The organism is Stieleria magnilauensis (genome assembly GCA_007753675.1).
Lineage (GTDB): Bacteria > Planctomycetota > Planctomycetia > Pirellulales > Pirellulaceae > Stieleria > Stieleria magnilauensis.
In genome coordinates this window covers 705,038-731,049 of sequence record CP036432.1, presented here as the reverse complement: position 1 = coordinate 731,049, position 26,012 = coordinate 705,038, and the positions used below count along the sequence as shown (strand labels likewise).

19 protein-coding genes are annotated in these 26,012 nt (G+C 57.8%); 9 read left to right on the top strand and 10 right to left on the bottom strand.

Annotated elements, in window-relative coordinates; all coding sequences use genetic code 11:
* Positions 1 to 53 precede the first annotated feature (53 nt).
* Entirely contained in the window at positions 54 to 1,445 is a 1,392-nt protein-coding gene (locus TBK1r_RS02705) for a DUF1501 domain-containing protein (RefSeq protein WP_145207410.1), read from the top strand.
* 273 nt (positions 1,446 to 1,718) lie between these two features.
* Here the strand turns inward: TBK1r_RS02705 and TBK1r_RS02700 are convergent, their stop codons facing one another.
* Positions 1,719 to 3,473, bottom strand: coding sequence for an FAD-dependent oxidoreductase (locus tag TBK1r_RS02700; protein ID WP_419580901.1), 1,755 nt, complete (start codon positions 3,471 to 3,473; stop codon positions 1,719 to 1,721).
* 440 nt (positions 3,474 to 3,913) lie between these two features.
* The gene (locus TBK1r_RS02695; protein ID WP_145207409.1) at positions 3,914 to 4,759 is read right to left on the bottom strand and encodes a hypothetical protein; all 846 of its coding nucleotides are present in this window, start codon (positions 4,757 to 4,759) and stop codon (positions 3,914 to 3,916) included.
* A 325-nt stretch (positions 4,760 to 5,084) separates the two neighbouring features.
* On the opposite strand from TBK1r_RS02695, the gene TBK1r_RS02690 reads away from it, so the two are divergent.
* Complete coding sequence (locus tag TBK1r_RS02690; RefSeq protein ID WP_419581518.1) at positions 5,085 to 6,317, top strand: SGNH/GDSL hydrolase family protein; 1,233 nt, start codon at positions 5,085 to 5,087, stop codon at positions 6,315 to 6,317.
* Between the two features lie 84 nt (positions 6,318 to 6,401).
* On the opposite strand, the gene TBK1r_RS02685 is transcribed toward TBK1r_RS02690, so the two are convergent.
* Both TBK1r_RS02685 and TBK1r_RS02680 read right to left on the bottom strand, forming a co-directional pair.
* The gene (locus tag TBK1r_RS02685) at positions 6,402 to 8,639 is read right to left on the bottom strand and encodes a serine/threonine-protein kinase (RefSeq protein ID WP_419580900.1); all 2,238 of its coding nucleotides are present in this window, start codon (positions 8,637 to 8,639) and stop codon (positions 6,402 to 6,404) included.
* Positions 8,636 to 9,241 (bottom strand): RNA polymerase sigma factor, encoded by a 606-nt coding sequence (locus TBK1r_RS02680; RefSeq protein WP_145207406.1) that lies wholly within the window; start codon positions 9,239 to 9,241, stop codon positions 8,636 to 8,638. The genes TBK1r_RS02685 and TBK1r_RS02680 overlap by 4 nt, the downstream gene beginning before the upstream one ends.
* Before the next feature lie 678 nt (positions 9,242 to 9,919).
* Here TBK1r_RS02680 and TBK1r_RS02675 point away from each other — a divergent pair.
* From TBK1r_RS02675 to TBK1r_RS02660, 4 genes are all read left to right on the top strand, one after another.
* Positions 9,920 to 10,108, top strand: coding sequence for a hypothetical protein (locus TBK1r_RS02675; RefSeq protein ID WP_145207405.1), 189 nt, complete (start codon positions 9,920 to 9,922; stop codon positions 10,106 to 10,108).
* Positions 10,109 to 10,193: 85 nt separating this feature from the next.
* Positions 10,194 to 11,264, top strand: coding sequence for a DUF1559 family PulG-like putative transporter (locus tag TBK1r_RS02670; RefSeq protein ID WP_145207404.1), 1,071 nt, complete (start codon positions 10,194 to 10,196; stop codon positions 11,262 to 11,264).
* A 54-nt stretch (positions 11,265 to 11,318) separates the two neighbouring features.
* Positions 11,319 to 11,750, top strand: a complete 432-nt coding sequence (locus TBK1r_RS02665) for a carboxypeptidase-like regulatory domain-containing protein (RefSeq protein WP_145207403.1) — start codon at positions 11,319 to 11,321, stop codon at positions 11,748 to 11,750.
* Between the two features lie 169 nt (positions 11,751 to 11,919).
* Positions 11,920 to 12,210 carry a hypothetical protein gene (locus TBK1r_RS02660; protein ID WP_419580899.1) on the top strand — a complete coding sequence of 97 codons (291 nt, stop codon included), beginning with the start codon at positions 11,920 to 11,922 and terminating at the stop codon, positions 12,208 to 12,210.
* Here the strand turns inward: TBK1r_RS02660 and TBK1r_RS02655 are convergent.
* The gene (locus TBK1r_RS02655; protein ID WP_145207401.1) at positions 12,164 to 15,094 is read right to left on the bottom strand and encodes a thioredoxin family protein; all 2,931 of its coding nucleotides are present in this window, start codon (positions 15,092 to 15,094) and stop codon (positions 12,164 to 12,166) included. The genes TBK1r_RS02660 and TBK1r_RS02655 overlap by 47 nt on opposite strands.
* A gap of 467 nt (positions 15,095 to 15,561) precedes the next feature.
* On the opposite strand from TBK1r_RS02655, the gene TBK1r_RS02650 reads away from it, so the two are divergent.
* A complete protein-coding gene (locus TBK1r_RS02650; RefSeq protein ID WP_145207400.1) occupies positions 15,562 to 16,533 on the top strand; it encodes an HDOD domain-containing protein in 972 nt (323 codons plus the stop codon).
* Between the two features lie 21 nt (positions 16,534 to 16,554).
* On the opposite strand, the gene TBK1r_RS02645 is transcribed toward TBK1r_RS02650, so the two are convergent.
* Both TBK1r_RS02645 and TBK1r_RS02640 read right to left on the bottom strand, forming a co-directional pair.
* A complete protein-coding gene (locus TBK1r_RS02645; RefSeq protein ID WP_145207399.1) occupies positions 16,555 to 17,016 on the bottom strand; it encodes a MarR family winged helix-turn-helix transcriptional regulator in 462 nt (153 codons plus the stop codon).
* Between the two features lie 113 nt (positions 17,017 to 17,129).
* Complete coding sequence (locus TBK1r_RS02640; protein ID WP_145207398.1) at positions 17,130 to 18,242, bottom strand: calcium/sodium antiporter; 1,113 nt, start codon at positions 18,240 to 18,242, stop codon at positions 17,130 to 17,132.
* A 152-nt stretch (positions 18,243 to 18,394) separates the two neighbouring features.
* Here TBK1r_RS02640 and ggt point away from each other — a divergent pair, with 152 nt between their 5' ends.
* Positions 18,395 to 20,086 (top strand): gamma-glutamyltransferase, encoded by a 1,692-nt coding sequence (gene ggt / locus TBK1r_RS02635; RefSeq protein WP_145207397.1) that lies wholly within the window; start codon positions 18,395 to 18,397, stop codon positions 20,084 to 20,086.
* A gap of 149 nt (positions 20,087 to 20,235) precedes the next feature.
* On the opposite strand, the gene TBK1r_RS02630 is transcribed toward ggt, so the two are convergent.
* Positions 20,236 to 20,697 carry a DUF1810 domain-containing protein gene (locus TBK1r_RS02630; protein WP_145207396.1) on the bottom strand — a complete coding sequence of 154 codons (462 nt, stop codon included), beginning with the start codon at positions 20,695 to 20,697 and terminating at the stop codon, positions 20,236 to 20,238.
* 282 nt (positions 20,698 to 20,979) lie between these two features.
* On the opposite strand from TBK1r_RS02630, the gene TBK1r_RS02625 reads away from it, so the two are divergent.
* Complete coding sequence (locus tag TBK1r_RS02625) at positions 20,980 to 22,596, top strand: 3-keto-alpha-glucoside-1,2-lyase-like domain-containing protein (protein WP_145207395.1); 1,617 nt, start codon at positions 20,980 to 20,982, stop codon at positions 22,594 to 22,596.
* Between the two features lie 122 nt (positions 22,597 to 22,718).
* Here the strand turns inward: TBK1r_RS02625 and TBK1r_RS02620 are convergent, their stop codons facing one another.
* Positions 22,719 to 25,523 (bottom strand): DUF3592 domain-containing protein, encoded by a 2,805-nt coding sequence (locus TBK1r_RS02620; protein ID WP_145207394.1) that lies wholly within the window; start codon positions 25,521 to 25,523, stop codon positions 22,719 to 22,721.
* A gap of 14 nt (positions 25,524 to 25,537) precedes the next feature.
* Entirely contained in the window at positions 25,538 to 25,921 is a 384-nt protein-coding gene (locus tag TBK1r_RS02615) for a hypothetical protein (protein ID WP_145207393.1), read from the bottom strand.
* Positions 25,922 to 26,012: the final 91 nt, after the last annotated feature.

Here is a 26,012-nt window from a genome sequence, read left to right as displayed (position 1 = left end):
CCGATTCGATGACTCATCGGTCCCGCAGGGATCCTTACACGAGCAAGATCATCATGGACAACTCCTTCCTCTCGCCTCGCCGGCAGTTTCTCCAGCGCTGTGGCTTGGGAGTCGGATCGCTGGCGCTGGCTGATCTGCTGGCCGGTCAGTCGGCAACGGCCGAGACCGCAAGCCACTTTCCGGCTCGCGCCGAGCATGTGATTCACATCTTTCTCAACGGCGGCATGTCGCAGGTGGATACCTTCGACCCGAAACCGGAACTGACCCGTCGAGCCGGTCAGATGTTGCCGTTTGATAACCTGCAGACCGAACGCAAGACGGGAGTCGCTCTGCCCTCGCCGTTTGAGTTCAAACAGCACGGTGAATGTGGGATGCCGATCAGTGACCTGTTTCCGCGTGTGGCCGAGTGCGCTGACGAATTGGCGGTGATTCGTTCGATGTACGCCGAATTGCCCAGCCACGAGATGATGCTGATGTTGATGAACACCGGCCATTCCCGTTTGGTGCGTCCCAGTTTCGGATCGTGGTTGACCTGGGGGATGGGCAGCGAGAACAAGAACCTGCCTGGATTTGTCGCCTTGTGTCCGGGCGGCTTGCCGGTCGCCGGTGCCGGCAACTGGCAATCTGCGTTTCTGCCCGGCAGCTACCAAGGTACTCTGGTCGATACGGCTCAGACCGATCCGACCAAGCTGATTCGTCATATTCGTAACGAGCGAATCAGCCGATCAGATCAACTGGCTCAGCTGGACGTCTTGCAGGCACTCAATGCCAGGCACCTGGCCAGCCGTCCAGATGAAGCGGATCTGGAAGCGCGGATTCAGTCCTTTGATCTGGCATACCGAATGCAGATGGAAGCCACCGACGCGTTCGATACCAATCAGGAACCGGAACACATTTTAAAACTGTATGGAGAAGGGATTCAAAATCGCCAACTGTTGCTGGCTCGGCGTTTGGTTGAACGCGGCGTGCGATACGTACAGGTTTGGCACGGTGCGGGCCAGCCATGGGACAGTCATAGCAATATCAAAGGCGCCCACCGCACCGTCGCGAACCAGTGTGATCAAGGGATCGCCGGCCTGATCAAAGACCTCAAGCAACGCGGCCTGCTCAGCAAGACGTTGATCCTGTGCAGTGGCGAATTCGGACGCACGCCGTCGGTGGAAATGGGACAAAACGGATCGGGTGCCAGCCAGGGACGCGATCACAACCATTGGGGTTTCTCGCTGTGGATGGCGGGGGGAGGCATCAAGGGTGGGACGATCTACGGTGCGACCGATGAGTTCGGCTTCAAAGCCGTCGAGAACCCCGTTTCGGTGCATGACCTACACGCCACGATGCTGCACCTGCTGGGCTTCGATCACGAACGCTTGACGTACCGATACGCCGGCCGCGACTACCGTCTGACCGACCTTTACGGGCAAATTGTTCACGACGTCATCGCTTAAGGAAAGGTTTACTCGGTGGCGACGCTTTTCTAGATAGCAGAAAAATGGGGAGCAGGAAAACGGGATGGGGCTGAGGGGGAAATGGCGACAAGAAAATGGGTGACAAGAAAATACAGCAGGGGAGATCTGGAGGGTAAGTAGCTGGTCCGCGGCCGTGTGTGATTCAGTCGCCCCATTGAAAACTGTTGCGAGTGTTTCATTTTCTTGCCACCCATTTTCTTGTCGTTTCGTCTCCCGGCACTCCCATTTTTCTGCCATCCCGGTCAGTCGCACTCATTTGGTGCCATCAGCCACTTCATTCGCAGCCGCGAACACGGCTCGGATCCAGTCGCCGCGGGTGGTGCCGGCGGCGGGAACGGAGAAGCCGTGCTGGTGAGCCAAGCGATTCCAGCGCGTAGCCAGTTCCTCGTCGAGTGGCTGGTCGAGCCTTGCGGCGTGTCCGGGATACGCTTTGTAATACTGACTGACAATGTGTTTGCCGCGGGCGCCTGGTTTAGCCGGAGCAGGCTCGATGCCGTGGAGTCCGCCGAGGCTGCCCCACCATTGCACGGCGATGAAATCCGGGTGACCGGGTCGCACATCGCTGACGTGGATCGTGGCACCGCCGCGCGACCAGACACGCCGTTTCAACGCTTCGACGTCGACTTCCTGCACGCTGACGTTTTTGTCTAATGCCATGTCGGCAGCGAAACCGGCGGCACCGCCGAGCGACATCCAGATCGGTTCCAGACGAAGCGCGCAGAAGCCGACGTGACTGGCGCTGCAGGCTGTCGGAACGAGCAGATTCCGCATCGTCTTCGGTACCAGCACTCCGTAGGGAATCTGATACGGCGCGACGCCTTTGTAGAACTCGCCCGTATGCCGCCCGCCGATCAGCGGTCCTTCGTGGTCAGTGCCGTGGCAGTTGTGGCTGTATTCTCCAATGGCGATCGCGTCGGGATGCAAGCGGGCACGGGCGTCGTCCGGCGCGTATTGCGTGTCTGCTTCGGCATAGACGTACTGGCCGACCATTCGGCGAGCTTCCCGAACATAAATCTGCGACGGGATGTGGCCGCTGTCGGCAAACTCATCGCGACACAGCCCCCACGTCATCGCCGCTTCGCGAAAGGCATCTGGTAGTGCGGGATCGGTCTGGACGAAGTGCATCAGCCCGAGCTGCCAGTCGAGGTGTTTTTTTTCGATCCGCCGTCGGGTAGCGACGTCGGCTTCGGGATAGCCGCGATTGTGCCCCGGCAGCGAGAGCCGGACGAGTCCCTTGGAAACGTCGTTGATGTCGCGTTTGCCGTTGGGCATCACCGGCAGGTGCGCCTTCAGAATGAAACGCCGACCGGGATATCCGAAGGCGGCATCAAACTCGCCGGCCGTCACCAGCGGAACAATCGCCGCGTAGTCTTCGCGGTTGTAATTCTCTGGGACAGGAATCGGCACGCGGTTCGATTCGTTCTGCGTCATGCACAGGCGGTAGTTGTAGCCCTGTAACTGGTCATCGGCGGTTTCCGGCGCGAGCGATTCACCGTACTCCGACCGAGCCTCCCGCCCCACGCGGTACGGAACATTCGCCGCAGCGAGCAGATCGCCTTCGTAAGTCGCATCAATCACGATCTTTGGATTGACCGTGGTTTGCGGTGATCCCGGCACCGCAAAGTGCAGCGTCGTCACGGCCGAGTCTTCGACCTCCACTTGGACCAGACGATGATTCGTCAGGACCGTGAGGGTCGGCATTTCGGCGAGCATGTTTTCAAAGATCCGCAGGTTGACCGAAGGCTCACCGTGGGTGCCCTGCCAGCTGTCGTCGGCCTGCTCCGATTCGTTGCCATACGTTTCCCGGTAGTGCTGCAAGACCCGCTGGCTGAACTGGAGAAACGGTCCGTTGAGCGCTTCGAAGCTGTGAAAATCCGAATGCGATAGACCATGTGTCGTCATGCCACCGATCCGTCCGGTGGGTTCGATCAGCCAGACACTGCGGTCTGATTCTGCGGCATTCAGCGCGGCGGCAATGCCGGCAGGCGTGGCCCCGTAAACGACCACATCAGGCGACGCTGTGAAGCATTCCCCCCCTGTGTTGACGAAGGTTGTAGCGGCAGGGCGTGAGCCCTCCGGTTCGTCGTCTTTGCCAAAACACCGGAGGGCTCGCGCCCTTCCGCTAAAACATGTTTCACCGCGTTGCACAGCAGGCGAATCTGCGGTCCGGTCAGCAACGCGATCAGCGGCGTGCAACGCGGCCTGCGGTAGAAGCAGCCAATTGAAGAGGAGCAGAAGCGTCCAGCGGATCTGAAACGTTTTTTCCAGTCCTTGGGATGCAAGACGGCCGGCCAAAAAGACTGACCGAAAAAACTGTGGATTTCGCATGCTCTGTCTCATGATGTTTTTCACTCCGCTCGACCGCCGGCTACCTTCTGTGATGGGATCGGGAATCCGAAGATGCGACACACCCTCCGGCGATGCGCCGGCCCCGTTTATGTTGCGCTTCAATTCGTCGGATATTCTCCGAATGCCCGTTCCAGGTAATCGTCTTTGACCGATTGGGGATTCTGCCAATAGGCTTTGACCTCATGAATCGTTTTTCGATCCAATTCGAAAACCAACGGCCGCGACGTCATTCGCGCGAGCGTGTAAGTCCACGCCCCGTTCCCTGAGGTCGACGTTGGCGTGTAGCGAAGCAGGACCAAGGCCTCGGGGTCATTGGTCTCGGCAAATCCGAAACACATCGCCGACGATTTGCCGGCTGAATCCGACCATTGGACCAACGGATTGGTCAATAGACGCAACTCCTTTTTCTGATCTGGTTTTTCGACTTCATACATCCGCACCGAGAAACGCCGAATCAGCTGACGCATCACAAGCTTTTGGCGTCTCTCGTCATCGGAGACCGGTATCTGAACCTTCAAGGGCACATCGACCTGAGTGTTTTTTTCGGGCGTCCAAGATCGCTGCAGCCCGAGATCGCAATGCAAGGGCGTGGCTGTCAGCGATGCGAATTCACAAAACACGTTTCCATTTCCACGCACGGACAACGCCCCGAGGACGGCCGGTTCTGAATCGTGTCTCCAAAGAAACACGACGCCATCGGTGAAAAAGTTGCGAACAGGGTTGGTGTACCTCAAAACGGGACGCTCCTCGATCGAAAGCAGCACGTTCTGCTCCTTGGCAGGCGACATCTTAAACTCCTTCGCTTGTTGCGTCAGGTATTCCAGACGCACCTTCCGTTCCTGCTCTCGATCATTGGTCGCGTCGTCGGCGCCGAGCGGATTCGAAAAAAACGCGCAAGCGGCGAGCGCCAGTGAGGCGACACAATAGAGAATGACGCGATACATACAGGACCTCCTATCTGTGTTCGTAGTAAAATAGTGTTACAACATACCATGGCTTCGATCACGAATGATGCTTCGACACGGCAAGTGATGCCGACGTCTCGAATATCCCCGCCTTCAAGAACCCGCCCTTCAAGAACCCGCCCTTCAAGAACATTCGCACTCATCTTGCGGTGCGATGGTCTTGAATGAATGACTCGCCAAACGCGTGCGTTTCGGGATGATAGAAAAACAGCGTTCCAGAAGCTCCACTAGGAATTGATTTCAACCTTTTTTCGCCACTGCCATGCCCCCATTGAATCGCATCTTTTGTGTCACAACCATCCTGATGTCCGCCGTCGTTCAGGTTCGCGCTGAATTTCCGCTTCGCGATGCGGTAGAGTGCCACCCTCGTCAGGGACTGCCGAACTTTATCGCCAAAGTCCGGGCCGGCGAGACGGTTCGTGTGGCGTATCTTGGTGGCAGCATCACCGCCGCGCCGGGTTGGCGTGTCCAATCGCAAGAGTGGCTTCAGCAGCAATACCCCGATGCGACCGTGAACGAGATCCATGCGGCGATCGGTGGCACGGGATCCGACCTGGGCGTGTTTCGCCTGCAGCGAGATGCGCTGCAGCACGATCCGGATTTGTTGTTCGTGGAATTTGCGGTCAACGATGGCGGAGCGGCACCGGAGCGTATCCATCAGTCGATGGAAGGCATCGTCCGTCAAACCTGGGCGGTCAATCCGGAGACCGACATTTGCTTTGTCTACACGCTCACTCAAGCCATGCTGTCGGACCTACAGTCCGGCAAGATGCCTCGCGCAGCCAGCGCCATGGAAGACCTGGCCGATCACTACTCGATTCCCTCGATTCATTTCGGCGTCGAAGTCGCCCGAATGGAGTCGGCGGGAAAGCTAGTTTTCAAAGCTCCCAAACCGAAAGACATCGCTGCAGAGCCGATGGTCTTTTCAACCGACGGCGTACACCCCCACGTCGAAACCGGGCATCGGCTTTATACCGAAGCGATCGCGCGATGCTGGCCAAAATTCGCCGCGGCCAGCGATGCCCCCCAACCCCATCCCTTGCCGACACCGCTTCGCGATGACAATTGGGAACGCGCCAAAATGGTGGCCATCGAGCCCGAGATGCTGACCGGGAACTGGACCAAGCTTCCGGCAGATCATGCGCTGGCCAAACGATTTCAACGCAACATGCCCGAGCTTTATCAAGCAGAAGAACCGGGGGCGACGTTGACATTTACATTCGAAGGAACCAACGCCGCAATTTTTGATCTGGTCGGTCCCGATGGCGGCCAACTCCGCGTTCGGTTAGACGACAACGAAGTCACTCGCAACCGTATCGATGGCTATTGCACGTATCATCGCATGGCGACGCTACGGATCGGTTCGGAACTCTCTCCCGGGCGGCACAGCGTTACCATTGAATTGACACCGCAGCAGCTCGACAAACGGGAGATACTGTTCGAACGCAACCGGTCCGATTTCGATGGCAAACCCGACAAATATAAAAACCACACGTGGTATGCATCGTCACTGATGTTGATCGGTGACTTGGAATAGCGGCCACGTCCTTACCTATCCGAGTCGCTCTGCGTCGCAGCGCTCACGCACGCGTGGACGCATTGACCGTTCGGCGTGAGGGCGCTACTGCGTCGATGCTGCAAAGACGCGCAGAACCTCGTCTTTCACTTCGTATTTGCAGCCGACTTTTGCAAGGGCGATGTTCAGCACCATCCGAAGACTCACGTTCGTCATTTCGATGCTGACTCTCGTATTCGTGGTGATGCCGGCTCGCTTCAAATCATTTCGGTCCAAGAGGATTGGAATCCGGTGCTGTTCGGAAAGCTGCGTCAGGAAGTCAGCGAGCGGCACGCCATCCGCTTTAACAGACGTTTTTCCCGATAGAACCTTCTGGTAGTAGTCGGCAACACTGGCCTCCTCCGGTTGGTTGTGCTTGTTGTCTCGATAGAGTGCATTGCGATTCGCTTTGGTCAGCGGTGCATCGATCGAAACGACTTCCCCCGAATCAAGTTTGCGAAGCTTTAGAAGCACAGACTCACTGGGGACATGGCCAAGCTTCCCTAAGACCTCTACCAAATCCTCACTTAATCGTTTCTTCCAGTTCTGACCAAACGCCTGCTTTGTTTGTTTAACCAGGTCTTCGATCGCGAGGTGGTCGATCTTCAGCAGTTCGTAGTGTTCGGATCCCACCGTGACAACGACCTGTTGTTCTCGAAACTCCATCCGTGTGTACGGCGCGAGTTTGGGAGGCACGGCTTGGTCGGCCGACTGCGGCTTCGCGTCACTCCGGTCATTGCCGGCGGACTTTGTTTCGACAATCGTGGCCACTTGCGTTGCACCACGTCTGATGACGACCGAATCATTTTGGATCTCGAAACCATCGACGTCGCCGGCAATTTCGACGACGTACACGCCCGTTTTGATCTCGATCGTTTTTCCTGCTCGGCTGACCCTCATCTGCTCGACGACTTCGTCACCTTTCCGGATGACAATCGGTAGATTCGCATCCGCGTTACTTTCGATACGCAACGTGCCTTGCTCGGTCTGCAAGATGATGATGGTTGCCGCCCACAGGAGAAAGCAGAACAATCCCGCGGCAACGATCCATCGCAAGGGTTTGCCGGTTTTGCGACCGTTGGCTGAGGCACTTGGCCGAGGTTTTCGGGTGGGTTGAACCTCCGGGGCTTCGGTTCCCGTCGGGTCCAACAGATGGGCCTGCCAGCGATTCAATAACCGAACGACCTGCGATGCAGTTTGGTAGCGATGCTCGGGGCTCTTGCTGAGCAGCCGCATCACGATTGCGTCAAGCCACGCGGGAACGTCGGCGTTGATTTCACGCAGCGATCGCGGATCGTCATTGCCGATCCGATTGAGCACCCCCATTGTTGTTTCCGCACGAAACGGGCTGCGTCCGGTGAGCATGAAGTACATGACGCTGCCGAGTGAGAACAGATCGCTGCGGTGGTCGATCGCATCTCCGTGAGCTTGTTCGGGCGACATGTATTGCGGCGTGCCCGCGATCACGCCGCTGCGTGTCATGCTGGCGTCGTCCACCGCTCGGGCCAAACCGAAGTCGGTGATTTGGACGCGTTCGACACTGTTTTCCAACAAGATGTTTGCCGGCTTGATGTCGCGATGGACCAACCCCTGCTGGTGGGCTGCGGAAAGGCCGTCGGCGATCTGTGCCGCGATTCGGACGGTTTCGATCGGTGACAAGGGGCCATCGTGTTGCACCCGCTGTTGCAAACTCGGGCCGTCCACGACGGGCATGACCAAGTACGGAAGTCCATCGTGTACATCGACCGTTTGAATCGGAACAACGTGCGGATGGACGACCGCGGCGGCACTCTTGGCTTCGCGAGAAAAACGTTGCCGCGCGGCGGCGGAACAGGCCAACTCGGGTGCCAAGACTTTCACGGCACAATGACGCCCCAGCGACGTATCAAACGCTCGCATCACGATCCCCATGCCGCCACGGCCAAGAACTTGTTGGATCTCGTAGCGTGCAAAGCGTCCAATCGAATCGGGATCACGGGACGGTTCGAGAAACGACGCGGCGCCGGCTTGCCGCCCGTGCTCGTCCTCGCCAGCATCGTCGGTTGCGGAGCGGTGCGGGGAAGCTGCACAGCCCTTGACGAAAGCGCCCGATGGTTCGGAAAACATCGCAGCGAGGTCTCGCCAGCTCAGGTTTTCTTCGGCCATGCCCTCGACCACGCACTGACAATCCTCGCACGACTCGATGTGTCGGGTGACTGCTTCGGTGCGTGCGGCGAGACGATCGTGCAGAAAGTCATCGAGCGTTTCACGGTCGTAGTGAGATCGATCGCGCTGGTTTTGGTCGTCGCCAATGCGTGCAATCATTCTTCGGTCTCCCACAGGCTGGAAATTGATTGAGCCTCTTGTTGCAAACGCGCAAACACACGGCACTTTGCCATCCGCACGGCGCCTTCGGCCTTGCCGAGCGATGCCGCGACAGTGGAGATCGATTGGCCTTCGACGGCCGTCATCCAAAACGCTCGCCACGTGGCGGGTTCGCATTTTGAACGCACCCTGTCCGCCGCTACATGGAATTGCTGACGACGGAGTTCGTGATCGAACAAGGTGGCTGTCTCGCTCTGCCGATCCGGTTGTTGCATCAACCACCGGTTCGTCTGGCTATCGCCCGACCCCACCGGCCCCTTGGGGCGTGTCAGCTGATTGACGACCAGGTTGCGGGTGATGCGGAACAACCAAGCTCGAAACGAACCCCGGCCACGTGTTTCGAAGGTTTCCAGAGACCGTCGCACCGCGGCAAACACGTCTTGGGCCAAATCTTCCGCGTCGGCGTGCTGCAGGCCTTTGCCCAACGCCACCCGAACCACGAGCGGTCGGTAGAGGCTGACAAACTCCATCCAAACCTCTTCCGAAGCCGGTTGGTTCAGCTTGCCGATCAGTGACGCTCGTGTTTCCGGACCTTGCAACATCGATTTCTCCTACCAGCCAAACACAGCGGTCGGGTTCCTGTCACACCAAACGATCAAAAAATCTCCAAAAACGGAGCCCTTGACCGAAAGCCAACCGACGGAAGAGGACACTGATTCAGTGGTCTCGCCTCAAAACCCACATTCTACCTCCCGAGACGGTCGCATTGTCCACCCGTCCCGGCAGCAGCGTGCGGCGGACAACCGTTCGGCGACGACGATCGCCTCGGGAGATCGAATCAATTCCTGACAGAGATGGCCCCCCGTTGTCCCGATGGCCCCCTTTCTCCCCTAGCCTCCTTTCGATCAGCCGGCGAGTCCGCCCAACCCCTTTTTGTAGAAATATTAGTCATGTCAACCATTTACGTAACTTCCGACGTCCGTTGTGATGCATCGACACCTCATGACCGTCGACTTGTGCGCGATCGATGATGTGCAACAACCGAACGCGCATACCCCGTGATGCGGAACGTGCAGCTTGTCTGTGATGGTGCCGCAAGGGTTGGTGATAATTGCGATAGATGGCGCGTGATTGCAAGCATCGAGTGTTGCCATCTCGGTGATCAGTCGTGGGGATCGACACGTCTCGTGTCGACTGTCACCAAGCTCCTGCTACGGTACACACTGGCTACACACCAGAAGAGGGCCGGGTGCTAATTGTGTGTGCTCACGATCAAGGCAATGCATAGTTTTGAAGATGCGACATGCCGGCCAAGGGCGATCACCATTGGCGAATTTTCCAATAAGACTCAAGTTGATAAGGGCGAACATTTCACCTTGCAGGTCATTGCTGTTCAATTCACCCGCACCGCTGATGAAAGCCAGAATTGGGCACGTCGAATTCGCGCCACCGGTATGTCGTTTGCCTAGTGGGGAAGTCATCGAAGAGTCAATTAGCACGTTGCTTACCGGCTCACTCGAATCCTGCCTCCTTCACAATGCAAACTTTCAAGCGATGAGAAATCTCACTCACAAACGTTCCGCTTTCACACTGGTCGAGTTGTTGGTCGTGATCGCCATCATTGGCGTCATGGTCGGTCTGTTGCTCCCCGCAGTGCAAGCCGCTCGCGAAGCAGCACGGCGGATGCAATGCTCTAATAACATGAAGCAGATCGGGTTGGCGATCCATAACTACCACGACACGTTTCGTCAGATGCCGGCCAACCATGGTCTGCGAACCGACCTGCCGTCGACGGGACGTCCCCACTCGGGCGTTTCCTGGATGACGGTGATTCTGCCGCAATTGGAGCAGTCGTCTGCGGCCGATGCGATCATCTTTGAAGGCACCGACTTCAGCGAAGACTCCGTCATTCCCAACCGAAACTGGGAGCTGATGTCGCGAACCAACGTCCCGACCTACAACTGCCCCTCCAGCGCCCTGGAGCGATTCCGCATTCAGGAAACCAGCCAGGCGACCCGCGACTTTGATCCGGATGCACCGGACACCTACGAAGTCCAAATCCCCGATTACGTCGCATCGGTCGGTTACTACAACCCCCCGGGTTCCAATGTCTTCTCCTGGGACCGCTACTACGCCAATACCGCGACCTGGTCCTGGGGATGGTTGCAAGACGACGGCTTCCTGTCGATGTTGAACAACCGTTTCCGAGAGCGTCGATTCTCGAGCGTCTTGGATGGATTGAGCAACACGATCGCCGTCGGCGAGCACGGTGCATGGCTCCAGCACTTTGACGGCACTCAAGAAGACTCACGTCCCGGGCGTGGACCGGGAGGCTTCTGGGCAGCCCGTCCGATGCACTATGCCTGGGGTGCCTTCCACGGCAAGACCGCCAATGTCACCGTGCCGCGATACCCCAACAACAGCCTGTTCTCGGGAAACTGGACTCAGAACATGGAACACACCCTGCATAACGGATTCCGTTCGCAACACGTCGGTGGCGTGCAGTTCACGATGGGCGACGGCTCGGTTCGCTTCATCACCGACAGCATCGACTTTGACAACATCTTCACCGCACTGTGTGGTCGCTCGGACCGCTATGTGTTCGACCAGGATTGGGTGCAATAGTCAACGCAAACAATGACTGAACGGACTTTACTCACTACCACACAGAGAACGACGATGACCTATCATTCGACCTTTCACCGGCCGCTCCGCTGGGCGGCCGCCATCCTGGTCCTGGCTGTCCTGCAGACCGGATGCGACTCCTCGCCCAAGCTCGGTCAAGTCACCGGTGTCTTGACGATGGACGGAGAACCCATCAAGAACGGCAGTATCGAATTTGTCCCCAGCGGTGGCGGACGGCCTTCGCTGGCCCTGACCGATGAACAGGGACGATACACCGCGTACTACCTGCCCAACGTGCCCGGTGCGATTCCCGGAAAACACCGCATCCGTTTCGAAATCGCCAAGGCCAAACCGGGCGACCCGGGACTGGTTCGTCCCAAGGGGAAAGGCAGACCGACCGGCGAAGTCACGTTGGAACCATCGACCATCGAAGTCGTCGCCGGTGAAAACCACGTCGACTTTGAATTGGTCGAATCCCCAAGCTGAGGCCGCCGGCCACACGCTCACCCATCCACCGCCGCCCGTCTTCTTGGGAAGACCGGGCGGCGGTCGCTTTTGAACTCGGTCGGTTGATGTTTGGGGCAAACGTCAACCGACCCGCTGCGAGCAAGACCGCTGCAAAAATGGAATGGTCAAAAGATGGAATGGTCAAAAGATGGAATGGTCAAAAAATGGATTGGTCAAAAAATGGATTGGTCAAAAAATGGATTGGTCAAAAAATGGATTGGTCAAAAAATGGATTGGTCAAAAAATGGATTGGTCAAAAAATGGATTGGTCAAAAAATGGATTGGTCAAAAAATGGATTGGTCAAAAAATGGATTGGTCAAAAAATGGATTGGTCAAAAGATGGGTTGGTCAAAAGATGGGTTGGTCAAACGATGGAGACGAATCGCGAAAGTCAGTCGTCGAGACTTTGGATCAAGGTCTGGATTTCGTCCGGCGTGATGTTGCGGCAGGCTGCCTGCAACATCTCACCGAAATGTCGTTTTCCTTCGACGCCTGACATGAACCCGATGTTGCCGATCGGCCCATAGCTGTCAGTGATCCGTTCTCCTTCGGCATCAAAGATGGCGTGGAACGGGACTCCGACCCGTCGGCCCAGCGTCAACAATGCCGCCACTTCGGATCCGTGTCGGTCTCGCACGTCATCGATTTTGACCAAGACGAAGTCTTTTTCGAGCACTTCACGGTGATCATCGATCCAGCGACTGAGACGGAAGCACGGGCCACAGTAACGCTGTCCGGTGCGGATCCACACGCGGCGGTCGGTTTCACTCGCCGATTTGAATGCCTTGTCCCACTTCAATTTCGCATCTTGCTGATCCGGCGCATGTTGTTCGATCATTTCGTCGGCGGCCGATACGGACTGGTCATCACCGGCATCGAACAAGGACCGTGCGAGTTCTTTTCCATTGACATCGTAGACGCAAACAAAAACGGCACCCTCGGAAACGGACGGCCACTTCATTTGCTCGGCAAATTTTCGATTTCGGGGATCATCCAAGTCGTCCGGGGTGACATGCAGTTGCATGAAGCTGGTGATCTTTTGCTGCCGTGAATAGTCCAACAAAGCGTCATCGATGAACGCTTTCACGGTGGGGTCGTCATGGTCCGCGAGAATCACCATTTGACGAAAGTTGCCCAGTCGACAGTCCCGCTGGGTGATTTGAAAACGCTCGGCCATTGTCTTTTGCTCGGTGGCCGATTCTGTCGCACCCAACCGTGTGACGACCTCCTCGCGCTCGTCATCGGGCAACAGATAGATGGTGTCAATCGATCGAAATTGATTGGGGGCATGGTCGAGCGGATCGGTGCTGACCAAAATCTCTGTCTTGCACGGCAATGCATCGAAGCGATAGCGTCCCTGTTGATCGGTGACACGCTCAATCGAGGGCAGAAAAAACGTGGTCGGAAAAAACGTGGTCGGAAAACCGCTGCCGAATACCGAGCCGTCGGAGACTCGTATCGAAGCGCGGACCGGATGACTCACAACCGGTTGACCTTGGCCGTCGAGTATCTGGCCGCGAAACGATTTCGTCGGATAGAGTTGGATCTGAACCGGTTGCTCGAGATCTTTGATGACAACCGATCCGGCAAACTGTTTGTCGTCTGAAAATGCAACGGCAGCCAGTTTGGTGGCCTTCGTTTCGAATTCGAATCTGCCGTCGCTATCGGTCTTGACGGAAAACCCGTCACCGGATTGTCCGTCGATCGCTCCGATTTGAACGCTCGCGTCTTTCAGCTCAACGGCATCGCTCCACGGGACGATCGTCCCACGAACCGCGACCGCTTTGTCCAGTTCTCGATGAAGATGGATTTCGTTCGGCGCATCGGGCTTCACGACGATTTCCTGGTTCGCCCGCCAGTCGCTTGACATGGCGTTCACTTCCAATTCGCCCGGCGGCACGAACATTCGAACCATTCCCTCGTCATCGGTGCTGCCGTCCGAGTTTGGTCCAAGGCTTCCTGAACGCTTTTCGCCGTTCTCTTGCCACGAGAACTGATGCCGGGACCGGAAGAGCACTCGTACGTCTTGCATGGGTGTCGCATCGCGTCCAGCGGTTAATCGAACGCGCACCGGGATTCCCTTGATCAAGTTCAACGCGAGGGCGTTTTGTTTTTGCGAATCCGATTGAGAGGGGATCAAATCGATCGTTGGCGTGACCCATTGTTCGTCGTTGACGAAGACGCAATACGTAGCGTCGGGCAACGCGTCGACAGAGAAACTTCCATCCGGATCGGTCATCGCATAAACGTATTCGAGCCGCCCCTCCTCTTCGGCTTGAAACGTGCCGAGCCGGACGTCGAAGCCACCCGGGAAGACGTCGTCCCCGGAAACACGTCCGTTGACGGTTGCTCGATCGACGGACTTCTTCACCGTCAATACAAATCGATCATCCTCAAAGGTGCCTTCGACGCGACGCCAGTCTTCGTCGTGAAGATCAACGTACGTGTAGGGAGCGTCAATCTGCGGGAAGTACGGATAGACGGCAACGCCCTGATCGTCGGTGACCAGGTGGACGTCATCGGGAGTCCCGATGAAGTTGTATTCCGGCGGTGCGGTTGCGACGTTGAGCTCGAGCTGAACGCCCGAGAGCGGCTGCCCGTCGATGTCTGTGACAACGATCGGACACGGTCTGCACTGGAACAGATCAATCGTATGACTGTCCGCCGTGGGATCACGCATTGGTTTGCGTGAAAACTGGTATCCGCCGATCCGTTCGTTCTGCGACCAGGCGGTCACGGCCGAAATGGTTTCGTGCGACAACAGAGTGAATTCGGCAACACCGTCGTCGTCGGCGACCGCGGACAATTCGACTCCGCTGTCGAGCCTCACCCGCACGTTGGCTTTCGCGACGCGTTTGCCGGCGTGTTGCAGCGTGAACGTCACCGTACGACTGGGACGTTCGGCTTGCAGCGTCACGCCGTTGAGCACGCGCTCCCGCAATTGATTTCGAACGATCATCTCGTGGGCTCGGCTTCCGTCCTGGCAAGTCGCATCAATGACGATGCTATACCAACGGTGTTTGTTCACCGGCAACCAGACTTCAAAGCCGCCGTCTTTGACATCGGGTGTCAAGCTCTCCAACACCTGAGCGTTATACTTGATGCTGATCCGCACCGTCGCGGCTTGGACCGATTGGCCGTCTTTGTCGTGGATTTTGCCGCGGAGCCGCATTTCCAGCGTGTCGCTGCTGCCGCGGATCCAGTCGGGCACCCTGGACGCATCGTTGGCCTCAGCGGTCACGGCGGTAAAGCTGAGCGTGGTTGTCAAGATCGATGCGATGATGAATCCCAACGGATCAGCGGCGACCGTTTTTATACTCATTGATATAATCCTTGAAGTCCGAAGTTGTGCCGAAGGTCCCAGGTCGATTGAAGCGTGTTTACTGCGAAATCACGCAGAAGGCATTCCCAGGGCGACCGTCGGTGATCGCGTCGCCCCGGGAGCAAACCGCCAGCGTCACGCAACACGGGGCGACACGGCTGGATCGGCCGTTCGATGGCTGATGCGACGGCTAAATCCCCGATCGCGTGACAAGTAGAACACGTAGCTCCCCCCGATTGCAAGTTATTTGGCCAGCACTCCGGTCGGGGGATGGTGGTTCTGACGAAGCGGCGTGTTCGTCAGATGCCGAGGGTTTTCCCCATCTGGTCCCGCGTTCCACGGCATTACCGTACTTCCTTCGATCGTGGCGGACAGTCCTGAACTACGTTTTCATACGCGTCCCGCCAGATGCGGGTTGATGTGATCATCGATGACAGTACCTGGAGAAAATTTTGGAAAACGTTGCCATGACTCGCCAGACCATCCCCGGTTCGAGCACGATCAAACGCATCGAGGCGTTGATTGACCACCCTGACCTGCTTCATTCGCCCCCCGAAGTAGCGCAATCGCTGTTGCAGTTGACCAAAAACGATGACTTCGGTCTGCACGAGATCGTCGATTGCATCCGGGCCGATCCGGCGATGTCCAGCCGCGTGTTACATGTCGTCAACTCCTCTCGCTACGGGTTGGAAACATCGGTAACCAACCTGCGCCAAGCCGTATCGCTGTTGGGCGAACGGAGCATTCGCTTGATCGCGATGACCTTCAGCATTGCCAATGCGTTTTCCACCGGTGCAGCCCGTGAGCTCTACAACGACTTTTGGCGACAGGCGTTGACGACCGCGGCGGCCGCCCGTCGACTTGCCGTCCAACTGGGCGGCGTGGATCACAACGATGCCTACACGACAGGGCTGCTCAGTCATCTAGGCACGCTGGTGTTTGCACAGGTCGAAGGCGAAAAGTACCTGTCGCTGTACCGGAGCACCTCGAGAGAACGTCTGTTTCATTTAGAAAGACAACAATACGGCACCGATCATGTCAACATCGGGGCACGCGTGTTGTCCCAATGGCAGTTTCCCGACGTGATTTGCGATGCCGTTGGAAACCATCGCAACGCGGAACTCGACGATCCTCTCACGGTGATCGTCCACGGCGGCACGCTCGTCTCCGACGCACTTTGGTATGCCGGGGACGAATCGATCGCGAACTGCCACGGTTGGCTAAAAGACCGATTCAATCTTACGATCGACGAATTCATTGAATTGGCCTTGGCGTGTCGCGACGAAGTTCAGCTGGAACTGGAGGTTTATGGTGTCGACGCAGACATACCAATCGATCCAGAGGAATTATTGGAACAGGCACGCCGCCGGTACATGGAATCGTCGCTGACCACCGCATTGGACTTCGATTCGTTCGGATCCGTGTTCGGCGAAGACTGAACGCGACCGGCGACGACGGATTCACCCACGAGCCTTTTCCAACAATCGGCTCAGTTCCTTGAGTTCTGAGCGTGTCAGGTGCCCCATCAATTGCCTGTGCAGATCACTGACCGGGCCATCCATTTTCTTGAGCACCGCACGCGCCTTCTTGGTGATCTCGATAAACACGACACGGCGGTCTTCGGTGCTGCGACGTCGACTGACCATGTTCTGTTTTTCGAGCCGATCGATCAATCCCGTGATCGCCGGAACCACTTGAATCATCCGCTCGGCGATTTCCAAACACGGCATCGGCTTGCCTTCACCCCGCAGAATGCGCAGCACATTGTACTGCGATGCCGTTAACCCGAACTGACGGAACAGCCGACCAAAGCGATTCTGGAGCTGGTCATTGGTCCGCAACAGGTTCAGCAACGCCTCCTGCTCGGGTGACGAAAACGGTTTTTTCTTTTTCAACTCTCGCTGTAACCGGCCGCTTGTCATGATTGCCTCTCGCGGGTCGTGATGGATTGCGGCAATTAGTTTACACGTCAAGCGATGGCGGAAACAACTACGCGGCGATTGTGTGACAAAACGACAACAATCGACCGACAAACTCATCCGCCGTGAGTTTCCGCGTCGGCATCGGTCTCGCTAGACGCGCGTCGATACCGGACGACCGCGACCGCCAGCGTGATGACTGTCAGCGGAATGACGAACCCGATCATGACGATCGACAAGGTGCGATTGACGGCGGGCACGGTTGCCGCGGTGACCAGGTACGCCGTGTAGGCGACGTAATACGCAAGAAACAGACCGCCTTCCCAGCGGGCGATCAGGTGGCCGGTAAAGAAGATCGGCAGGCAGGCGACCGCGACCGCCACCATGACGGGCAGATCCAACTCAATCGCGGTGTTTGAAACCGCAACGCCCTGGGTGGAGACGAGTGAAGAAATCCCCAGCACGCCCATGATGTTGAACAGGTTGCTGCCGACGACGTTCCCCACCGCGATGTCGCGTTCGCCACGCATCGCGGCCACGATCGACGTCGCCACCTCGGGAAGCGAGGTCCCCGCGGCCACAATCGTCAGCCCGATCACCAGCTCGGAGACGCCGAATTGTCTGGCCAAGAGCACCGCCGCGTCTACGAACCATCGCGCGCCCAAGACCAGCAGCACGAGTCCGGCGATCAGCACCAACACGCTCACCAGCAGCCGCCCTGAGGAATTTCCAGCCGGCTCTGTTCCATATTCGGCTTCGTATTGAGCCGTGATCCCGGCCTGTTCCTTTCGGCTTTTGATCACGGCCCATGCCTCGTACCCGATCAGCCCCGCGACGAGCAACGCTCCATCGACTCGCCCGATCCGCCCATCCAGGGAAAAGACCATCACCAGCACGGACAGACCGACCATCAACGGCACGTCAAACCGTATCAATTGCTGAGAGACTCGCAACGGGATGATCAGGGCCGAGACACCCAGGATGAACAGCACGTTGAAGATATTGCTGCCCAAAACGTTTCCCATCGCCACATCAGGCTGTCCACGCAACGTGGATTGCAGACTGACGACCAACTCCGGCGCACTGGTGCCGATTGCGACCACGGTCAAGCCGACGACGAGCGGTGAGAGCCCCACCGCAAGTGCCAACTTCGATGCGCCGCGCACCAACAGTTCCGCCCCGATCGTCAGGACGACCAATCCCATAACAAGCGTGAAAATGGTGACCAATGAACTTCCTTGGAAAGGGTGCGATCAAACGGCAGTCGTGGTCTGGGACCATCGCGTCGAACTGGGAAGATCGATTAAATCGCCAGACCGCCCGTTGTGCGGTTATAGTTTAGCGACGGTCCATGACGGAAGTACTTTGGAGAGGTGGAGACGTGCAGCGAGTTTGCCGGTTCGGATTGTTGATTGTTATCGTCGGTTTCGCCGTTGAAGGTTCTCGGGCGCTGGGGCAATCGCGTCGCGATGCGGAGAGCCGCGATGGGATGGTGGTCGCGGTATCGCCCGACGCGGCGGCGGTCGGTGCGGAGATTTTGGAGCAGGGCGGCACGGCGGTCGATTCGGCGATCGCGACCGCCTTCGCCCTCGCCGTGACGCATCCATCTGCCGGCAATCTCGGCGGCGGTGGGTTCATGCTGGTTCACCCGGGCGACGGCAGCCCGCCGTTGATGATCGATTATCGTGAGAAAGCACCGCTTGCGGCCCACCGCGAGATGTTTGTCGACAACAACGACACGCACACCCATCCGTACGTCGGAGTGCCCGGAACGGTCCGCGGGATGAAGTTGGCTCACGAACTGTATGGTTCGCTCGCCTGGTCGTCTCTCGTCACGCCCGCGGTCACGCTGGCCCGTGACGGATTTGAGATCCACGCCGGCTTGGCCGCAGAGCTGAACCGAGAATTGGGGCGCAGCACCAACGATGAGTTCCGCCGCGTTTATGGCAAACCCGACGGGACCGATTGGGCCGCCGGTGACCGACTCGTGCTTTCCGACCTCGCCGCGACGCTGCAGCGGATCGCTGAAGACGGCCCCAATGGGTTTTATGCCGGAGAGACGGCCGACTTGATCGCGGCGGAAATGAAAACCGGTGGCGGATTGATTTCGACCGAGGATCTGTTGCGCTACCGGGCCCGGGTGCGACAGCCGATCCGATGCCGGTTCCGGGGTTACGAAGTGCTGTGCCCTCCGCCGCCGAGTAGCGGTGGGATCACGTTGACACAGATGCTGGGGATCGCCGCGAACTTTGACCTCCGCCGCTCCGGGCGATGGTCGGTGAAGACCAACCACGTGATGATCGAAGCGATGCGGCGGGCGTACGCCAATCGCGCGATGTATTTGGGTGATCCCGACTTTGTCGAAATCCCCAAGCACCTTGCCAGTGCCGATTTCGCCAAATACATGGCCAGCACCATCGACTTGGACCGAGCCACACCCAGTCGTCTGTTGGGGCCGCCGCTGACCGAGCCGGACGAGAGTCTTGAAACCACGCACTTTTCCGTGATCGATCGTCACGGCATGGCGGTCAGCAACACCTACACGTTGGAAGCCAGCTACGGCAGCGGGATCGTCGTCCGCGGGGCGGGTTTTCTGCTGAACAACGAAATGGGTGACTTCAACCGCCGTCCGGGAGTGACCGATACGAAAGGCTCGATCGGAACGGCTGCCAACGAAGTTCGTCCGCGAAAACGAATGCTCAGTTCCATGACGCCGACCATTGTGCTGAAGAACGGACAGCCGTACCTGATCACCGGCAGCCCCGGTGGCCGGACGATTATCAACACCGTGTTCTGCGTCACGTTGAATGTCTTGGAATTCGGAATGACCGCGCGCGAGGCTGTCGACGCGCCCCGCACCGATCACGAATGGTTTCCCAATCGCGTCCGATTCATGGGCGCCGACGATCCCGAGTATGCCGCGTTGGTCGAACAACTTCGCAAGCTGGGGCATGACATTCAGGACACCGATCGCCAAGGCGACGCCAACACGATTTTGATTTCCGATGGCAGCTTCATCGGGGCCGCAGACTATCAATTTGGAGCCGCAGTCGCACCGAACAGTAAGCCGTGATGGATTGGCTTCACGCTTTGCCTCGATACCGCTAGGTCAAGCGTCAACGGCGAGGCCGCTCGCGCTGGCGCGAACCGGCTGATGTCAAACGATAATCAGCCGTTTGGCGCGGGGCCTACGGGCCCCAACTGGAGGATCCGACGCTTCACTTAGCGGTCTCCCGTTGTGCGCAATAACTGCATCGTGCGTGGGTCAGCCTTTCCATCAAAATACCGCTCGAGGACTTGTTGGAATACCGAGTCTTCCCCGGCAACCGACCCGAACAAGGTCGCACAGGAACACAGCTTCAAATCATCGGGTTGTCCCAAAATCTCCGTCGCCGTGCGATCACGTACCGAGAGCATCGCTTGGCAGCATTCGATCAGCCGATCCCCTAACAGGGGATCGGACAGGTAGGCGCGGGCTTCGTCGATGCCGCTGATCCCGTAGAACTGTGCCGTCGAACTGAATCCCAATCCACGCAGCTGCGGGAAAACGAACCACATCCAGTGACTGCGTTTTTGACCACGTCTGAGTTCGGACAGTGCCTGTTCGTAGCAGTCACGCTGTGCGGAGACAAAGCGTGCCAAATCAAACGGGTCATCGTTGGCATCGGGTGGGGGTGTCGGCATGATTGATCAATCCACTGCGTACGTACCATCGAATCGATAACGACGAAACGGTCCGCGCGAGGGCCTGTTCCCAGCGCTGTGAAGCATTTTATAGCGGAATCCCGCGAGCTCCCGGGGACTTTCGAGATGCTTTCGCCCCGAAACCGGCCCGCGCGTACCGCTCCGCAAACACCTCCGCTGCAAAAGACAGAAAGTCCGCCGGTGGCGCCATGACCAAGTCGTGAGTCCGCGTTCGAGTTACAATCTTGGTCTTCCCACCCCATCCCCTCCAGAGAGCTCACCATGTCTCGTGTCGCTGCGCGATGTTTCGCCCTGTTTGTGTTTCTGCAACTGATCCCGTTCCCCTCGGTCGCCACGGCTGCCGAACCGCAGCCGCCGGAAGGTTTTCGGGCGATCTTCAACGGCGTCGATTTGTCCGGCTGGCATGGTTTGAACCCCCACCAAGTGGCGAAACTGACGGGCGAAAAAAAGGAAGCGAAACTTGCCGAACAGCAGCGTGAGTTCGCCGACCACTGGCAGGTGGAAAACGGTGAACTGGTCAACGACGGCCATGGAGCCTACGCCACGACGGACCAGGAGTTTGGCGACATTGAACTGTTGCTGGAATACAAAACGGTTCCGTCAGCGGACAGCGGCATCTATCTGCGGGGGACACCCCAGGTCCAAATCTGGGATTCCAACCAGGTCTTCGATCCGAAGCGCCCCACCCGCCGCCCGCACCTCGGTTCGGGAGGCCTGTTCAATAACAACCCCAAGACCTTGGGCCGCGACCCGATGGTGAAAGCCGATCGGCCCTTCGGACAATGGAATCAGTTTAAGATTCGTCAGATCGGCGACCGCACCTGGGTCTGGCTGAACAATCGCCTGGTCGTCGACGGTGCGGTGATGGAAAACTATTGGGACCGCGCGTTACCGTTGCCGTCGACCGGTCCGATCATGTTGCAGACCCATGGAGGCGAAATTCGCTGGCGAAACATTTTTGTTCGTGAAATCAACGAACAGGAAGCGGAACGATACTTGGCGACCCGTCCGCTGCTGCCCAACCCCACCGAGTTTGACGTCGCCTACGGCCCCCATCACAAACAGAAGTTGCATTTCTGGAAAGCGGAATCCGACGCTCCGACACCGTTGTTGTTCTTCATCCACGGCGGCGGCTGGATGGCCGGAGGTCGGATGAGTGGCCTGGTGGAGATGCTGCCCGAGATGCTCGACGCCGGCATCTCCGTCGTCTCGGTGGAGTATCGATTCATTCCCGAAGCGACGGCCGACGGCGTGGTGCCGCCGGTCAAGGGCCCCCTTCATGATGCCGCCCGCGCGCTGCAGTTTGTCCGCAGCAAGGCGGAAGCGTGGAACATCGATCCCCAGCGCATCGCCGCGTCCGGCGGTTCCGCCGGGGCATGCTCCAGTTTGTGGCTGGCATTCCATCCCGACATGGCCGATCCGTCCAGCGACGATCCGATCGCACGCCAATCGACGCGACTGACCTGCGCGGCCGTTCGTGGAGCACAAACCACACTCGACCCGCTGCAGATGAAAACGTGGACTCCCAACAGCCGCTACGGTGGCCACGCGTTTGGATTCACCGGCGATGCGGAAAAGAAGATTTCACAGTTCGACGAATTCCTCGCCAAGCGTGACTCGATCTTGCCTTGGATCGCCGAGTATTCGCCGTATGCGTTGGTCAGCGAGGACGACCCGCCGGTGCACTTGCTCTACACCGGTCCGCCGTCGATGGGCAAACCCGCCAAGGACCCCACGCACACCGCGAACTTCGGGGTGCAATTGCAACAGCACTGTCGCAACGTCGGCGTCGAGTGTGAGTTGGTCTACCCGGGATCGGAAAACGTGCAGCACGAAACGACCAGCGACTATCTGATTTCACAGCTGAAAGGTGAGTAGACGAAGCTCGCGCCAAACGGCTGATCATCAATTGATATCAGCCGGTTCGCGCCAGCGCGAGCGGCGCCCATCAATGTCGATTTAGCGGTATTGTGGGCGAGAACGAGTGGCAGCCGTCGGGGTCAACCGACGTCCGCATTCGCCTGATAGCGTTGCACGATGCGAAAGATCCAATAGAAAAGAATCGCCGCGAGTGCCAGGAAGAGTCTGAGTTTTGTTCGCCCGTCGACAATTCGCCACAGACGAACCATATCCGTCAGATGTGCCTCGCCGGGATAGCCGACGACATTGAAGCGGTCGGTCACCGGTTCTGCCAGATCGACCGCGACGCCCAGGTGCGGCGCAAGCTCTTCCGCCAACAGGCGAACGCGCTGTTGTGATGGCATCTCGGTTTCGGCCAACCCGGCGATCTCATCCGCTTCATCGGCCTCCAACAAGATCACGGAGCGTCCGGGCAACTGTGCTTCCAGGCGAAACATTGAGTGCTTTTGCTTTGCGTCTGGACGTCGGGCCTCTCGCAGATTCAGCCGTCGGATTTCTTGAAAACTGTAGCTCTGTTGGCCGCGCGAATCTCGAATCGTCAAGCGTCGTTGTTTCCAATCCAATTCGATTTCTCGTGGCGCGAATGCGGCCGCTAATTTCAGATACGTCCAGGCGACAGTCAACAGGATCAGCGTGACGATCCAGTACAGCAGCCCGCCGCCGAAAGCCATCAAATCGGTGACCACAAAATGCCAACGTTTTGATCCCATCAGATCGATCGGGATCACCAGGATCGCGCCCAGAATCGGAATTGCAAAGGGAACGACGAACAGGAAAACGATACCGTACCCGAGACCGCTGATCAGCGAATTCATGAAATTCTGTTTCGGATCCAACGTGGTGTTTCGGTACCGAATCAGGTTCCCCGGATTCCAAACTTCAAAATCGATCAGACCGAACTCGGCGCGAACGGCGTCGGTACGAGAATGCGAAGCGCGCTCCATTCGTTCGACAATCTCATCGGCGATTTGCGGCATCACCGTTTCGACTTCATCGGTTCGAAGGATCGCATCGCGCTGCTCAAGTCCTTCGTGCACACGGCAGGCCTGGCGTTTCATTTCCTCTAGTGCGTCTTCCATCACCTTCTGCTGCGATTGAACCAAGCCGCGAGAGATTTCCAGCACAGCTTTGTCGGGATCGGACTGCGTGATCGCGGGCGGTTCGGGAAAGGAGAGAAACTGACGGATAGATCCAGCGATCCATGCGAGTTCACGATTGGCGTATCGCTTGAAGTAACGCTGATACGTCCCATCGACGGAAATGACAGCCAATTCTTCGATCGGCAATCCATCTTGCTCTTTGCCGCAGGGAACGACACTGACGGTCAAGAGATCACCGATCGACCACTGACGGCGTTTGGATCGCAACAGCCCCCGCGCAGTGACGGTCAGTCGATTGCCTGTCACGTCGATCGTCCCAGTTTGCGCCCATCGGGTGATCGCATGGATCAGCACGGTCAAGGGAATCAGATACAAAATGCCAACGAAGATTCGCGGGCCCGGTTCGGGATCGCGAAATACGGCCGGAGAAATCATCGCGGCAAATCCGCCCACCACCACGGCCACGCCGAAACCCTGAAGGTCAGACGATCGAGACAGTCGCGGCAACGCGATGTGAAGAAAGTCATCCGAACGCTGCATCGAGATCTTGGTCTTCGGCGGTTTCGATAGCGGTTTCCACTCCTGTTGTGCCACCGCCGGACGGCTACCCGTCGGCGTTTCCTCGCCGCTGGATTCCGCATCGCGAGTTTCGTCGCTGGGAAGCGATGCTTGCACCGCATCGTGGCGAAGCTCGTCGATCTCAATGCCGGAGACGAATCGGGGCGGTCGATAGGACTCATGGTCATCGAATCCCACCCAACGCAGTTGACGGCCCATGCTGACCGCCAGTGGCGCCGCCGGCCGCAAGGCTTGGCAAAACGCCCGATCGGGATCACGACAACCACCCTGGCTGACCAATCGAATCCGCCTGGAACCGACGATCACATCAATCCAAACGTCCCAAACTTCGTAGCTTTGTGAATTCTTGCCACCGGTGCTGCGCTTTTCACAAAGCCCACCGAGACGCAGTTCGTTGATCTCGGAGAACGGAAACGACTCGGTTTCGCCCTCATTGCCAACGACCAGCGTTTGCTGTTGCCAATCGATGCACACCAGGTAGGCGGGCTTGCGCGAGAGCAGTCCGCCATCGCTACGCTTGAACTCCACTCGCTGGCCGGGTTGCCAGTGGACGAGTTCAATCTCCGGTGAATCCAGGATCGTTCCCGGATGGAACGCCGTCGTCTTTTCCTGGTCGGCAAATTCCTGTTGAAGTTGCTCGAACACTGCGGCGGTGTAGGTGACGGGAATCCTATCCCACCGATCCCGATCGTCACTGTCGATTCGCTCGCGTGTTGATTGAAACAGCTTGGGAAACTTGAGCGGCAAAATGGCGATCGTCGCAAGGATCAATCCGAACACGCCGATCACGAGCATCCCGGTCGTTTCGATCACCAAAGCCGATCGGCTGGGATTTTGGGGCTGGTAGTAAACCTTCACCGGCTTGCCGACCGGATAACTCTGCCGGATTCTCTCGGCGGATGCTTGCGTTTCCGCACCCATCGTTTCGCTGGAAACGGAGAGGCCGCCGATGCCAGAATACAAATAGACGTCGTCACTGGTGTACTGGGCGCCGTCGACGGTGAATTCGTATTCCAACCGAACAAAGTAATAGTCATTTTCGGGGACCACTTCGGCGCGGCGAATCGAACCTTCCACCGTCGGCCACTTGGATGCTCTGTATTGCACCGCGAACGAGGCCAATCCGGAAATCGCCAACCACCCCCCGACAAAGATCAGGCACCACAACAATTGTTTGGGGGCAGACGATTCGGCAGTTTGGCTCATCACATCGTTTCCACTCAGGTTTCAACGTGCCCCTTCAGCAATCGGAATGTCCGTTTGACTCCGTCTGGGCCGACCTTGGAAGCGTGACCAGGTCCTTCCGAATCGATAAACGCCACGAACGAACCGACACCGAAAAACGTTTCTTGTAGATTCTCCGGGTCGCCCACGAAGACCGAGAACCCGCCTTCTTTGACCTCCTGCAAATACGTCACCGCGCCGTGCTCGGGATGGATCGCGCCGTTGTGCAACCCTCGCGCTTCGCCTGACGCAACTTCTTGCTCCGCCGATTCTATCAAGCGGTCGGACAACCACGATGTATCGACTGTCGTTTCCACAATCTTTGATCGTTTCGCTGCGCTGTCGTCACAACACACGACGCTCACCTTGATCTCACTCATCCGTTTCGTTCTCCCGGTTCCTATGCGACACGCCGATCTTTGGATTCCTCTGAATGCATTCTAGCGTAACGGGCGGGCCAACGTCGCGAGT